We start from the raw sequence: 14011 nt of genomic DNA, 5'->3' as shown, positions 1-14011 counted from the left end.
GCAACGCCCCCACCACGGAAGGAATCGCGATGACCACCAACCCCTTCGACGACGACAGCATCGAGCACCTGGTCCTGGTGAACGACGAGGGCCAGCACTCCCTGTGGCCCGCCTTCGCCGAGGTCCCCGCGGGCTGGACCGCCGTTCACGGCAGTGCGAGCCGCCGGTCCTGCGTGGACTACGTCGACGAGCACTGGACCGACATGCGCCCCAAGAGCCTGATCAAGGCCATGGGCGAGTAGACCCCGGACCGGTAGGCCCACCCCCAACGACCACCCCGCAAGGAGAGACCGGCAGCCATGCCCACGGATGACACGACCGACCCGACCGCCACGACCAAGCTGGTGTGCCTCCCGTACGCCGGAGCGGGCGCCTCGTTCTACCGGCCATGGACCGCCCTGGCCGGGGACGCGCTGGAGATCGTGCCGCTCCAACTGCCCGGCCGGGAAAGGCTGATCGACGAGGAGCCCTACCGGGACGTGCACGCGGCCGTCGACGGACTCCTGCCCCAGCTGCGGGAAAAGCTCGGCGACGGCGACCACAGGGTGTCCCTCTTCGGACACAGCCTCGGTGCCGTACTTGCCTACGAACTGGCCCACCGCCTGGCCGCCGAGCCCGGTGTCGAGCTCGTCCACCTGTTCGTCAGCGGGTCGCCGCACCCCGGCCAGGGCCGTGAACGGCGGGCCACCGGCCTGTCCGACGACGACTTCCTCGCCCGCGTCGGCGAGTTCGCGGGCTACAGCCATCCCGCGCTCGACGACCCGGAGATGCGCGAGATGCTCCTGCCCACCCTGCGCGCGGACGTCGAGATGCACGAGGCCTACGTACCGAGCACCCTGCTTCCGCTGGACGCGCCGGTGACGGTCGTCCGGGGCGAGGACGACGCACTGGTCGGCCATGACGACGCCGCGTCCTGGAACAAGGCGTGCGGCCGCGACTTCGAGCACGTCGAGATCCCCGGCGGCCACATGTATCTCACCGAGTCCGCACCCGCCCTGGTCCGCCTGATCGCCTCGAAGGCGCGCTAGCCGTCCCACGCCCCCTTTCGCCCCCCTCACTCCTCGACTCACCCCCGTCACGACTTCCAGGGAGTTACCCGATGCGGCTGCAAGGCAAGTCGGTCCTCATCACCGGCGCCGCCCGCGGACTCGGCAGAGCAGCCGCCGTCGCCTGCGCGGCCGAGGGCGCGGACCTCACCCTGCTGGACATCTGCGCCGACCTGCCGGGCGTGCCCTACCCGCTGGGCACCGTGGGGCAGTTGGAGCACACCGCCGCGCTGTGCCGGGACACCGGCGCGGCCGTCCTCACCGCGGTGGCCGACATCCGCGACAGCCGTGGCATACGGGAGGCGGTGACGCGCGCCGAGGACCGGTTCGGCCGGATCGACGTCGCCGTCAACAACGCGGGCATCGCCGCACCCTCGGGCAAACCGGTGCACGAGATCGGAGAGGACGAGTGGTTCCTGATGATCGACGTGGACCTCTCCGGGGCCTGGCGGGTGATCCGCGAGGTCGGCGGGGCGATGAGCGCCCGGCGCGCCGGCAGCATCGTCAACGTCGCCTCCACCGCCGGGCTCGTCGGCTACCGGCACTTCGCCGGTTATGTCGCAGCCAAGCACGCCGTCGTGGGTCTCACCAAAGCCGCCGCGCTCGACTTCGCGCCGACGAAGGTGCGCGTGAACGCGGTCTGCCCGGGTTCCGTGCGCGACGACGCGTGGGCCGAGGGCAGGATGCTCGCCGAGATCGCGAGGGCGCTGGAGGTGCCCGTCCACGAGCACGAGAAGACCTTCGTCGAGGCGCAGCCCATGAACGCGCTGATCGAACCCGAGGACGTCGCCGCCGCGATCGTGTTCCTGGCCTCGGACGAGTCCCGGCAGATCACCGGATCGGTCCTGACCGTGGACGGCGGGTTCAGCGCCCGCTGAGACCCCCGCCCCGGACGACGAGATCAACAACAGCAGTAAGAGCAACAAGAACAACAAGGAGTACGGCCCGTGTCCGCGTTGCTGTCCGATCCCCTCATCCCCGCGACCCACTGCCACGCGCTGCGCGTCCGGTCGGGCCACTCCCCGGACCCCGCGAGCCGAGCGGGGCTCTGGATCGAGGACGTCACCGTGCCGGCGGGGGACCCGCTCGCGGAGCGCCGACGCGCCACCGAACTCGCGCGCCCGAGCCACCGCCCGCGCAGCGTCCTCCTGCGCTACGCCGACGGCCGGTCGGACCTGATCGTCGTCGCCCCGCGCGGGCGCTGGGACCGTACGGCCCTCGCCCGGCTGGCAGCCGGGGAGTCCGTGGCACCGAACGACGCCCCGTCGGCTCCCGAGGCGTCGCCGGCCGCGCCCGCTCCCGCCTGGGGGCTGGGCGGCGACGGCCCAGGCGCCCCCCATGTCGTCCCCCTGGAGGACGGGGGTGACGAGGCGAGCTGGCTCACGGCACTCGCCGTCACCCTGCGCCGCTACGACCCCGACACCCCGCCGGTCATCGGCACCGGCCACGGCAGCTTCACCGTCGAACCGGCCGCCACGCTCGGCGAGTCGAAGCCCTCCGCCGCGACGGGCCACGCGCTCACGGGGCTGCTCTTCGACGACGCGGCCGCCGACTCCGACGGCTTTGACGGTACGGCCCTTGCCGGTGAGGGCGAGTCGGAGTACGTGCCCTGCCTCGCGCCGCCGTTCCCGCTCACCGTGTCCGTCCTGAGGGACTCGGGCGGCCGGCGGCTGCGTTGCGACCACCTGAGCAGTCACTTCTCCCCGGACATCGCGGCCCGGTTCGTACGGCACCTCGTGCATGTACACCAGCAGGTCCTGCACCACCCGCAGACCCGGCCGGACGACGTCGAGCTGCTCGACGAGGCGGAGCGCGCACACACGGCGGCGCTCGGCCGCCCGCCCCGTTCTCTCACCACGACTCCGCTGAGCGTGCCTGAGGCGTTCGCCCGGATGGTGGCGGCGACGCCGGACCGCCTCGCTTTGACCGACGGCGACGCCGGGCTGACCTACCGCGAACTCGACGAGCGGGCCGCCCGATCGGCACATGGCCTGCGAGCGCGCGGAGTGGGCGCCGGCGATCGGGTGGGCGTGTGTCTGGAACGCTCCGCCGAACTCGTCGTCACCCTGCTCGCCGTGCTGAAGGCCGGCGCGACCTACGTGCCCGTCGACCCCGCCTACCCGGCGGACCGGCTCGCCCACACGGCACAGGACGCGGGTCTGGGTGTTGTGATCACCCGGCTCCCGGAGTTCCCGGCCGTGCCGGACTGTGTGCAGGTGACCCCGGGCGAACTGGTCGACGAGCCGAGTGGCGGGTGGCCGGCGCCAAAGGAGAACACGAGCACTCCTCCCCCCTCACCCGATGACGCCGCCTATGCCATCTACACCTCCGGCTCCACCGGCCGGCCCAAGGGCGTCGTCGTACCGCACCGCAACGTGATCGCCCTGGTCGACGCGACGCGCGACGAGTACGGGCTCGGAGCGGCGGACGTGTGGACCTGGTTCCACTCCAGTGCCTTCGACTTCTCGGTGTGGGAGATCTGGGGATGCCTGCTGACCGGCGGGCGGCTGGTCGTCGTGCCGTACTTCGTCTCCCGTGAACCGGACCACTTCCGCGACCTGCTCGTCGCCGAGAAGGTCACCGTGCTCAGCCAGACCCCGTCGGCCTTCGCCCAGCTCCTGGACGTCGACCACGCCGGCGTGTCCGTCCGGCTCGTGGTCTTCGGCGGTGAGCCGCTGGACGCGCGGATGCTGCTGCCCTGGTTCGACCGGCATCCCGAGCGGTCCTGCCGGGTGGTGAACATGTTCGGCATCACGGAGACCACCGTCCATGTCACCGAACAGACCCTCACACGGAAACTGGCCCTCGCAGCCACCCGCTCCGTCGGGCGCGCGCTGCCCGGCTGGCACCTCTACGTGGTGGATCCGGCCGGCCGGCTGCTGCCGCCCGGGGCGGCGGGCGAGATCTGCGTCGGCGGTGCCGGTGTGGCGCTCGGCTACCTGGGCCAGGAGGAGCTGACCGGCCGGCGGTTCGTACCGGACCCGTTCACCGGCGGCACGATGTACCGCAGCGGCGACCTCGGACGTCTGCGCCCCGACGGGCGGCTCGAACACCTCGGGCGGATCGACAGCCAGGTGAAGATCCGCGGCTTCCGGATCGAGCTGGACGAGATCCGCTCCGTTCTGCTGGAGGACCCCGACGTGCGCACCGCGGCCGTCCTGGTGCGCCGCGACGACCCGGCGGTCGCCGCCACGGCCAGGATCGACGCCTACGTGACCCTGTCGTCCGGTGGTGACGCCGCCGGGGTCCGCGAGCGGGCCGCCGGCATTCTGCCCGAGTACATGCTCCCTGCCACCGTCACGGCGCTGGACACGCTCCCGCTGACGGCCAACGGCAAACTCGACGCGGCGCAGCTTCCCGCGCCCGCCGTGCTGCGCCCCTCGGGCCGGGACACGGCCCCGGCCGATGCCGCTGCCGCCGCCGACGACTTCACCGCGAGCCTGACGGACATCTGGAGCGACGTGCTGGGCGTGCCCGTGGCCCCGGACGACGACTTCTTCGAGCTCGGCGGCAACTCCCTGTCCGCCGTCCGCATCGGTGCCGCACTGCGTGCCCGCGGTCTGCCGTCCCTGCGGCTGCGGGAGTTGTACCGGCACCCGACCGTCCGGGCAACGGTGGCGAGTCTCAGGGCCATGGACGCGGGACACGTTCCCCTCAAGTGACAGCGGTGCGGGGGCACTTGAGAGACCCTTCGGAACACGAACCCATCACCGTTCTCCTCGGAGGGAGTCGAGCCACACGCGGACGGCCGTGCCCGGCCCAGCAGACCGGACACGGACGAGAACAGGACGAACGCCGACAGGTCCAGGTCCCGGGTCAGCTCGTGCAGGTGCCAGGCCGCGTCCGCCTTCGGCCGGAGCGCCGTGGCCATCCGCTCGGGCGTCAGTGCCGCCAGCACGCCGTCGTCCAGAACCCCGGCGGCGTGCACCACGGCGGTCACCGCGGGTTCACAGCCGTTGATCACCTCGGCCAGCGCGGCCCGGTCGCCCGCGTCGCAGGCCACGATCCGCACCTCGGCGCCCAACTCCTCCAGTTCCTGCCGCAGTTCCCCGGCACGGCCCCTGCGGCCCGCGGCGTCCGGTCAGCAGCAGGTGTCGTACGCCGTACGACCTGACGAGGTGGCGGGCGAGCTCCGCTCCCAGCGCACCGGTGCCGCCGGTGACCAGTGCGGTGCCGTCCGAACGGAAGGCCCCGCCCGTGCCTCCCACCTCGGCGACGGCCAGCCGTGGTGCCGCCAACCGCCCTGCGCGGATGGCGAGTTGAGGCTCACCGGTGGCCACCGCCGCGGGCAGCCGCCGCAGTGAGCCGGGCCGGTCGTCCACGTCGACCAGGACGATGCGTCCGGGCAGCTCCGACTGGGCCGCGCGCACCAGTCCCCACACCGTGGCCCCGGCCAGGTCCGGCTCCGGCGAGGTGGCGTTCCGGGTGACGACCACCAGGTGCGAGAGCGCCGTCCGAGGGTCGTCCTGCCAGTCCTGCAGGATGTGGAGCACCCGGTCGGTCAGTACGTGTGCGGCGGTGAGGGGATCGGGGTCCGTCACCGGGCCGACGGCGGTGACGGCGACGGTGTCCGGCTCGGGCGGGGCGGAGTCGGGCAGGCCGGAGACCGAATCGCGCAGGTCCAGTCCGTCGTCCAGGATCTCCCAGCGCGCGGTGTCCGCTTCATGCTCGCCCGCCACGGCGGTCCACTCGGGGCGGAACAGGGCGCGCCCCGCCAAGTCGTCCGCGACGGTGGGGAGTTCGCGTGTGGTCAGGGCGTCCACCCTGGCCACCGGGCGGCCCGTCGGGTCTTCGAGCGTCACCGCGACCGTGTCCGCCCCGTCCGGAGCGACCCGTACCCGAACCGCCGTCGCGCCCGTCGTGTACAGGCGGAAACCGTTCCACGCGAACGGCACCCGGATCGCACCGGATTGGGGCGCGGAGTCCGTGAGCAGCGGGGCGTGCAGTGCCGCGTCCAGCAGGGCGGGATGGATCCCGAAGCGGTCGGCCCCCACCGACTCCCCTTCGGGAAGGCGGACTTCCGTGAACAGTTCGTCACCGCGCCGCCACAGTGACCGCACGCCACGAAAGGCCGGCCCGTAGGCGGGGCCGGTGTCCGCGAGGCTTTCGTACGCGTCGGTGAGGTCGATCTCGGTCGCGTCCTGCGGTGGCCACACCGTCTCCGGCGGTGTCGTCGGCCCCGGCGCCGGACCGACGAGCCCCGTGGCGTGCCGGATCCAGGAGCCGTCCTGCGCGTCCTGGGCATCCGGCTCGTCCGGCCGGGCGTGGACGTCGACCGGCCGCCGGCCCGCTTCGTCCGCCGCGCCCAGGACGACCTGGAGGCGTACGGTCGTTGCCGGAGGCAGGGTGAGCGGGGCAAGCACCAGCAGTTCGTCGACCGCGCCGCAGCCGACCCCGCCGCCCGCCCGAACGGCCAACTCCACGAACACCGTCGCGAGGACGAGCACCCGCCCGGCGACCACATGGTCCGCGAGCCACGGATGGGCCGCGAGGGAGAGCAGACCGGAGAACACCGTGCGGTCGGTGTCGGGCACGGCGAACCCCGGACCCAGCAGCGGATGCCCCTGCGCGGACGCCGTGGGGTCCGGGATGCGCGGCGCGTCCAGCCAGTACCGCCGGCGCTGGAAGGCGTACGTCGGCAGGTCCACCCGCCGGGCACCGGTGCCCGCGAACACGGCGGGCCAGTCGACACGCGCCCCGCGCACGTGCAGCCGGGCCACGGCGGACAGAAGCGACTCCGGTTCGGGCTCGCCGCCACGAGCGGCGGCGACGCACAGGACATCACCGGAGCGCAGCGACTGGGCCGCCCAGTGCAGTGCCACCAGAGAGGAGGAGCAGGCCGTGTCGATCGTGATCGAGGGCCCGCGCAGGCCGTGGACGTACGAGATACGGCCCGAGGCCACGCTGCCGGTCGAGCCCAGGGCCAGATGGGCTTCCAGCTCGTGCCGGGTGAGGCGGCCGGCGTAGTCGCCGTGCATCACGCCCACGAAGACTCCCGTGTCGCTGTCACGCAGGGCCGCCGACGGCGCGCAGGTCGTCGGCGAACGCGATGTGCGACGGCGACCTCTCCGCATGCGTCTTCAGCAGCTCCGGCAGCGGCCGGATCAGCCCGTCGTGCATCGTCTTCCTGCCCTCCGGCGCAATCCCCTTGCAGGTCAATGGTGTTGAGCCTACGGGGAGGAGGGCCGGGACCCACCCCTTACTGGGGACCGGGCTCCGACGGACCCCAGTCGTGACTGCTCGGCCCCTGCGGCGCCTGGTGCTGCATGTGCTCGGCCGCCACGCGTGCTTCCGCCACGACGTCGCCGCGCTCACGCAGCAGGCTTTCGTAGACCGGCAGATGATCGTTTCCGGCTGAGTCGGGTGTCATGATCTGGTCCTTGTCCGTGTCGAGCTGGTCGTCCGGGCTGGTCGGTCACGGGCCCCGTGACCGACCAGCCAATAAATCAGGACAGGCAGACCGAATTGAGGAGAACGCGAACGCAGCCGGTGTCCATGGTGCAAATGTCCTGTGGGTTCAGGAGGTCGCGGCCGTCACGGCTGTGGCGGTCACCGTGTTGTCGCACTCCGCGAAGACTCCGTCGTCCAAGGCGACTTGGTGCGCTCCCGAGCCCGGCAGACCGACCACCAGCGTCGGATATGCGGCCGGCTGTGCGCCGGACTTGCAGTAGCCGTCGCCCTCGCCCTGGACCTGGACGAAGGTCAGCTTCAGCCGGGCCTTGGCGCCCGGGGCCAGCTTGACCGGCGTGGCGGAGCCGGAGGGCGTCACGTTCAGCGGGGCGTTGTGCTCCGGGGAACCGTTGCCCGCGCCGGCCACCGTGGGGTGGCCCTGCAGGGTGCACGGCTGGGCGGAGACATTGGTGAACTCGACCACCGCCGCTCCGGTTCCGGTGCCCTCCGGGCGGTCGGTGGCCTGGTGCGCCGTCACCTTGAGGGCGGTTGCCGCGCACGCCTTCAGGGCCGTACCCGTGGAACCGGACCCGGATATGGGGGATGCGGTGACCGTCGGCGCCTTCGCCTTGGGCGCGCCGGAGGCTTCGGGGGGCGTCGTGCCCGGTGTGCTGGCAGCGGACGGCGCGCTGCTCGGCGCCTTCGACGACGTTTCGGCCCCCGCCTTGGAGCCGTCGGCCTGACATGCGGTCACCGACAGGGCGGCCGAGAGTACGGCGATCGCCAGCGCGGCCTTGCGGATGCCGTTCACGTACTGCATGGAGTCCCCCGAGTTCGGATGGTGCGGGGCCGGTCCTCGCCGGCGCCCGACCATGGAGACATGACTGCCTCGCCCGAGGTTTCTCCTGTGGATCAGCTGTGACACGTATCGATCTTCTGTGACGGTTCGGTGACCAGTGCCCCGCGGGTTGTGCCGCGATGGGCTCTCGGTCGTCCGCCGGTCCGTTGTGGCTGGTCGCGCCCACGCGGCGGAGCCTCACATCGATACGGCCCCGCGCCCCTTCGGGGCGCGGTCGAACCGTGGCGGTCAGGCGGCCGCGGGCTCCTCTGCCGCGATGCCCACCGTCGCGTCCTTGTCGCCCTTCCCGCGCAGCGCGATCACGCTGAGGAGGCAGCAGGCCAGCGCCGCGATGCCGCAGACCACGTAGCCGATGGCGTAGCCGTTGCCGAGGGCCTCCAGGGCGATGGGGGCCGCGCCGCCCGGCGGGGACGAGGGCGGGACCGAGTTGGAGGCGAGTGGGCCGCCCTCGGCCGCCACCTGGCCCGCGGCCGCCTTGACCTCGGCCGAGAGGTGGGAAGAGGCCAGCTTGGACGTGAACTCGTCCGCCGCGCGGCTCAGCGCGATCGCGCCGATGACCGCCGGGCCGAGGGTGAAGCCGAAGTCGCGGAGCAGGCTGGTCGAGGCGCTGGCCATGCCCGCGTAATGGACCTCCACCGTGTTGACGGCGGTCGTCGTGATCGAGGAGACCGTGAGCGCGAAGCCGATGCCGACCAGGCCGATCGGGAGGATGAGCGAGGTCAGCGCGCGGTCGTGGACCGAGAGGGTGGCGGCGAGGAAGTCTCCCGCTGCCATGAGCGCCAGGCCGGTACCCAGCACCCACCTCGGGCTGACCTTCTCCAGCAGCCGGGAGATCAGCGGCATCAGCAGCAGCGTCCAGGCGTTGAGCAGGATGAAGGCGAAGGAGCCCCGCAGCGGACTCTGGTGCTGGACGGGGCCGAGCCGGATGCTGGTCGCGTAGGCGGTGCCGAGGTAGCTGAACATGCCGACCACCGCGACGAACGACGCCACCGCGAACGCCCGGTTCTTGAACAGGTCCAGCCTCAACAGCGGTGACGCGGCCCGGTGTTCCGCCACGACGAACAGGGTGATGAACAGCGCGGCCACGACGTAGGCGATCATCACGGGCTTCGCGGTCCAGCCGTCCGCCGGGCCCTGGATCACGGCGTAGAGCAGGGCGAACATACCGACGCCGATGGTGATCTGGCCGGCCAGGTCGAGTGAACGGCCTTCCGGAGCACTGGAGTTGTGCGCCAGCAGCTGGCTGAGCACGGTACTGATCAGAGCCAGGCCCGTGACGACGATGAACGCCCAGCGCCAGGAGCCGTAGTTGCCGGTGATGCCGCCCAGGACGGGGGCGACGAAGCCACCGCTGGAGAGTGCCGCGGCCCAGATCGTGATGGTGCGGGCGCGGTCCTTGGCCGAATGCGTGCCCGCGGCGATCATCGCGAGCGAGGTGGGGAAGAGGGCCGCGGCGCCCAGACCCGCGATGGCCTGGCCCACCCAGAGCATGTGGATGCCGGTCGCGGAGGCGGCGAGCGCCTCGCCGACCACGAGCAGTGCACCGCCGCCGACCAGCAGCCGCTTGCGGCCGAAGAGGTCGCCGAGGACGCCGAAGGTCAGCTCCAGGACGGAGACGGGCAGCAGGAACGCGTCCGAGATCCAGGTCAGCTGCGAACCGACGGGGTGCAGGTCCTCCTGGAAGAGCCCGTTCAGCGTGGCCGGCATGGCGAGGGCGATCTGCGCGAGACAGACGGCGAAGCAGCCGGCGACGAGGGTGCCGACAGGTAGTCCACCGGATGGTGGTGAGGCGGCGGTGGAATCGGATTGGGCGCGCGTTTCGGTGGACACGTGTGCTCCCGTTTGAGCGGCTTGTGCGGCTGAGGCGGCTTGTGCGGCTTTGGGCGGTGCGGGGACGCCGCGAACGCGATGAATGTAGGGCAGTTTTTCGACGACGGTCAATAGATTGCCCAATAACGAAGCCGGGCCTGCCCGCAGACAGCGCAAGACAGCGAAAGACAGCGCAAGACGGCGAGACACGGCCAGAGACGGCCGGAGGCCCCGAGGGGCTGCGGCAGCGAGTGGGCTGAGAGGTGGGCGGCGAGCGGGCAGGTGCTACGGGGCCGTCGTCCGGATCACGTCCAGCGCCCTTCCGGCCTCTTGCCGGGCCGGCTCCTCGTAGCGGTGCGCCAGCTCGTGGAAGTGCTCCTCCGCGCGGGCCGCGGGCCAGTCCTCGGGCAGGTGCTCGGCCGGCAGATGCGGATCCTGGCGGACCTGTTCCAACCAGTCGGTGTGCAGCAGCAGCTGCCGTACGAGCACACCCGTCCGGTCCGCTCCCTGGGCCTCGTCCGTGCCCCACCGCGCCAGGAACGCCTCGTACCCCTTCGCGACGGACTCCACGTCGAACGCCGTGTGCAGGACCGTGCGGGCGTCGGTCGGGGCGACGGCCGTGGCGCCCCGAAAGACCCTCAGATACGGGTCGACGCCGAGTCCCGCGACGGCCTCGGGCACGTCCACCGTGCCCGGCGCGACCCACAGGCCGCTCTGCAAGGGGCCGAACCCGTTCCACACCAGCCGGGACCGCAGATCGTGACGCTCGCTGCGCCACGCCTCCGGCAGGGAGAAGCCGACCAGGGTCCAGGTGCCGTCCCAGTCCCGGTTGACCGCGCCGGTGTGCCAGATGCGGTCGTGGCCGTCCCGCAGCACACCGGTGGCACGGATTGTCGGTCCGAAGTAGGTCTTACGACCTCTCCGGTGCCGGTCCAGCAGGCCGCGCTTGACCATGCGGGTGAGCGTCGACCGTACGGCGTCCTCGGTGATCCCGGCCTGCCCGAACACGTCGATCAGGCTGCTCGCCGACACGGCGACGTCCCGGTCCAGGACGTGGATGCCGAAGAAGCTCAGCATCAGCGACTGCGGCCGGGGCGCGCCACCCGCCTGATCGAAGCTGGTCACGGGGTCAGAGTAGATCCGCGCCGGGAAGTCGGGGCCGTCGGGGCGGCCGCCGGTCCGACTCGGCGCCTGCGCGCGTGTTCCGGTCTCACCAGGCGCCTGCGTGCGCGTTGTGGACGGTGACCTCTGCGGAGTCGACGGCCTCCCGGTAAGGTGCGGAGGCCGGTGAGGCCTCGTCCCGGAACACGTCCAGTACCGGTCGACGGCCCCTGCCGTCACGCGACGGTGTGCAGGGCGAACAGTGCGGTCGCCAGACAGGGGCGGGCCCGGGCGGCGTGCGGCCGGGCGGCATGCAGCTTGTCGAGGTCCAGTGCCCCGGAGGTGGCTGAGCGGCCTGTTGCCACGGGGTCGGCGATCGCGGAGGATCTTTGCGTCGGCCCGGTATCAACAGGAGCTTCTCGTGACGTACGACATCGCCGCCATCCGCTCCCGATTCCCCGCTCTGCAGGCCGGAACGGCGCACTTCGACGGCCCGGGCGGCACCCAGACCCCGGAGCCCGTCATCCGGGCCGTCGCCGAGGCGATGTCCCACCCGTTGTCGAACCGGGGCCAGGGGGTACCGGGGGAGCGAAACGCCGAGAGCATCGTCGTCGAGACCCGTCGGGCCATGGCCGACCTGCTGGCGGCGGACCCGTCGGGGATCGTGTTCGGCCGCAGTGCCACCCAGCTCGCCTACGATTTCTCCCGCACCCTCGCCAAGACGTGGCAGCCCGGGGACGAGGTGGTCGTCACCCGCCTCGACCACGACGCCAACATCCGCCCCTGGGTGCAGGCCGCCGACCGGGCCGGAGCAACCGTACGCTGGGCCGGATTCGACCCCGCCACCGGCGAGTTGACCACCGACGACATCCGCGCCGTGCTGTCCGAGCGCACCCGTCTGGTCGCCGTCACCGCCGCGTCCAACCTGATCGGCACGCGCCCCGCGATCACCGAGATCGCCGGCCTGGCCCGCGAGGTGGGGGCCCTCAGCTATGTCGACGGCGTCCACTACGCCGCCCACACGCTGGTCGACCTGGAGACGCTCGACGCGGACTTTTTCGTCTGCTCCCCGTACAAGTTCCTCGGTCCGCACCACGGAGTCCTCGCCGCCCGGCCCGAGTTGCTGGAGACGCTGCGGCCGGACAAGCTCCTCTGCTCCACCGACGTGGTCCCCGAACGCTTCGAACTGGGCACGCTGCCCTATGAGTTCCTCGCCGGCACCAGCGCGGCCGTCGACTTCCTCACCGGTCTCGACGCGAGCGCCACGGGAACGCGACGACAGCGCCTGATCGCGGCCTTCGCGGCGCTCGAAGCGCACGAAGCGGGCCTGCGCACCCAGATCGACAAGGGCCTGTCCTCGCTCGACGGCATCACGGTCCACTCCAGGGCGGCCGACCGCACCCCCACCCTGCTGCTGACCTTCGAGGGCCGCTCCACAACGGACGCGTACCACTACCTCGCGGAGCGCGGCGTCCACGCCCCGTCGGGATCCTTCTACGCCGTCGAGGCGTCCCGGCACCTCGGCCTCGGCGACACCGGAGGCCTGCGCATCGGCCTCGCGCCCTACAACAGTTCGCAGGACGTCGACCGGCTGCTGACCGGACTGTCCGACTTCCTCACGCTCTGAGCAGCGGGCCAGGACACCTGAACGTGCCGTCAGGGTCGTGTGGTTGACTACGCCCGTGCTGCACGAATCGGTTTTCCGGACCGCTGATCTCCCGGCGGGCGACCGGTTCGAGGCCTGGACCGAACGCATGGGCCGCACGCACGCGCCCATGCAGCTCGCCAGCGACCGCGCCGCGGACTACCGCGGCGAGCAGCGCCTGGTCGGCCTGGGGGACGTGACCATATGGCCCGCGGCCTTCGACCACCTGGTCTTCCGCCGGACACCGAAGCTCATCCGGCAGTCCGATCCCGAGGTCTACCACCTGTCCCTGCTGCGACGGGGAGAGGGAGCGGCCAACTGGGGCCGGCAGCAGGTCGCCTACCGGATCGACGACATCCACACCAACAGCTCCTCGCGGTCGTGGGAGGTGTGCACCGGCCCCGACCCGGTCGCCCTGATCGGAGTCGAGATACCGCGGGCCCTGGTGCCACTGCCCGCGCACCGGGCGGAGCGGGTGGTCGGCGGCCCGATCTCGGGCCGCGAGGGGGTCGGAGCGCTGCTGGCGCAGTTCCTGGTCCAGTTGGTCTCGGACACCGGGCCCTACCAGCCCCTGGACGCACCCCGGCTGGGAACCGTCGTCGCCGACCTGGTGACCGCGGTCTTCGCCCACAGCCTGGACGCCGACCGCGAGTTGCCGCCCGAGACCCGCGCACGGACACTGACTCTGCGCATCAAGTCGTTCATCCGCCGCCACCTTCACGACCACGAGCTGACACCCGCCCGGATCGCCGCAGCGCACCACATCTCACGCAGCTACCTGTACCGCCTCTTCCAGGCCGAGGGCACCACCGTCGCCTCCTACATCCGCGATCAACGGCTGAAGAACGCCTCCCGCGATCTCTGCGACCCGGCCCTGCGCACGCTGCCGATCCATGCCGTCGGCGCCCGGTGGGGTTTCCCACGCGCCGCCGAGTTCACCCGGGCCTTCCGCACGGCCCACGGTGTTCCGCCGAGCGAGTTCCGCGAGGTGGCGTCCGCCGCGGACGGTCCGGAGACCCCGCCCAGGCGTGGACTCTCCGCCAAGTAGCTGTGGACCGGCCGCCAACGACACAGCGGTGACCTCCTGTGCATCCTTGTGATCACCGCGAGGGAAGTACTAGCGGATCGGGGCGGGGCCAGGACTGCGGGGGAGTCCTGGCC

11 protein-coding genes and 2 pseudogenes are annotated in these 14011 nt (G+C 71.9%); 6 read left to right on the top strand and 7 right to left on the bottom strand.

The features are described 5' to 3' along the window. The first annotated feature begins 29 nt into the window (after positions 1-29). The 4 genes from OOK07_RS04320 (at position 30) to OOK07_RS04305 (ending at position 4708) form a co-directional block, all read left to right on the top strand. Positions 30-242, top strand: coding sequence for an MbtH family protein (locus OOK07_RS04320; RefSeq protein ID WP_266677075.1), 213 nt, complete (start codon positions 30-32; stop codon positions 240-242). A gap of 57 nt (positions 243-299) precedes the next feature. Beyond that, the gene (locus OOK07_RS04315) at positions 300-1028 is read left to right on the top strand and encodes a thioesterase II family protein (protein ID WP_266677073.1); all 729 of its coding nucleotides are present in this window, start codon (positions 300-302) and stop codon (positions 1026-1028) included. Positions 1029-1099: 71 nt separating this feature from the next. Further along, positions 1100-1924 (top strand): SDR family oxidoreductase, encoded by an 825-nt coding sequence (locus tag OOK07_RS04310; protein WP_266795066.1) that lies wholly within the window; start codon positions 1100-1102, stop codon positions 1922-1924. Positions 1925-1993: 69 nt separating this feature from the next. Further along, on the top strand, positions 1994-4708 hold the full coding sequence (locus OOK07_RS04305) for a non-ribosomal peptide synthetase (protein ID WP_266795064.1): 2715 nt from the start codon (positions 1994-1996) through the stop codon (positions 4706-4708). A gap of 146 nt (positions 4709-4854) precedes the next feature. Here OOK07_RS04305 and OOK07_RS04300 read toward each other — a convergent pair. From OOK07_RS04300 to OOK07_RS04270, 7 genes and pseudogenes are all read right to left on the bottom strand, one after another. Then, positions 4855-5049 (bottom strand): annotated as a pseudogene (locus tag OOK07_RS04300) (KR domain-containing protein); the annotation flags it as partial. Then, positions 4994-7033: a SpnB-like Rossmann fold domain-containing protein gene (locus OOK07_RS04295; protein ID WP_406311231.1), complete on the bottom strand. Its 2040-nt coding sequence runs from the start codon at positions 7031-7033 to the stop codon at positions 4994-4996. The gene OOK07_RS04295 and the pseudogene OOK07_RS04300, both read right to left, overlap by 56 nt. 212 nt (positions 7034-7245) lie before the next feature. Then, a complete protein-coding gene (locus OOK07_RS04290; RefSeq protein WP_266677067.1) occupies positions 7246-7416 on the bottom strand; it encodes a hypothetical protein in 171 nt (56 codons plus the stop codon). Positions 7417-7563: 147 nt separating this feature from the next. After that, complete coding sequence (locus tag OOK07_RS04285) at positions 7564-8256, bottom strand: DUF4232 domain-containing protein (RefSeq protein ID WP_266795062.1); 693 nt, start codon at positions 8254-8256, stop codon at positions 7564-7566. A 267-nt stretch (positions 8257-8523) separates the two neighbouring features. Further along, positions 8524-10125, bottom strand: a complete 1602-nt coding sequence (locus tag OOK07_RS04280; protein WP_266795060.1) for an MFS transporter — start codon at positions 10123-10125, stop codon at positions 8524-8526. A 264-nt stretch (positions 10126-10389) separates the two neighbouring features. Further along, positions 10390-11229 (bottom strand): PaaX family transcriptional regulator, encoded by an 840-nt coding sequence (locus tag OOK07_RS04275; RefSeq protein WP_266795058.1) that lies wholly within the window; start codon positions 11227-11229, stop codon positions 10390-10392. 180 nt (positions 11230-11409) lie between these two features. Next, positions 11410-11570 (bottom strand): annotated as a pseudogene (locus tag OOK07_RS04270) (DUF2201 family putative metallopeptidase); the annotation flags it as partial. Between the two features lie 56 nt (positions 11571-11626). Between OOK07_RS04270 and OOK07_RS04265 the strand changes: the two are divergent. Beyond that, positions 11627-12832: a cysteine desulfurase-like protein gene (locus OOK07_RS04265; protein WP_266677059.1), complete on the top strand. Its 1206-nt coding sequence runs from the start codon at positions 11627-11629 to the stop codon at positions 12830-12832. Between the two features lie 55 nt (positions 12833-12887). Then, positions 12888-13898 (top strand): helix-turn-helix domain-containing protein, encoded by a 1011-nt coding sequence (locus tag OOK07_RS04260; protein WP_266795056.1) that lies wholly within the window; start codon positions 12888-12890, stop codon positions 13896-13898. Positions 13899-14011: the final 113 nt, after the last annotated feature.

Origin of the sequence: Streptomyces sp. NBC_00078 (assembly GCF_026343335.1) — a bacterium.
GTDB lineage: Bacteria > Actinomycetota > Actinomycetes > Streptomycetales > Streptomycetaceae > Streptomyces.
The sequence above is the reverse complement of the archived record's forward strand: the minus strand, read 5'-3'. Positions and strand labels throughout refer to the sequence as shown.

Bases quoted from the DNA above. Each gene is read 5' to 3' on its own strand.
- OOK07_RS04320 (WP_266677075.1), top strand. From the start codon at position 30: ATGACCACCAACCCCTTCGACGACGACAGCATCGAGCACCTGGTCCTG.
- OOK07_RS04315 (WP_266677073.1), top strand. From the start codon at position 300: ATGCCCACGGATGACACGACCGACCCGACCGCCACGACCAAGCTGGTG.
- OOK07_RS04310 (WP_266795066.1), top strand. From the start codon at position 1,100: ATGCGGCTGCAAGGCAAGTCGGTCCTCATCACCGGCGCCGCCCGCGGA.
- OOK07_RS04290 (WP_266677067.1), bottom strand. From the start codon at position 7,416: ATGACACCCGACTCAGCCGGAAACGATCATCTGCCGGTCTACGAAAGC.
- OOK07_RS04285 (WP_266795062.1), bottom strand. From the start codon at position 8,256: ATGCAGTACGTGAACGGCATCCGCAAGGCCGCGCTGGCGATCGCCGTA.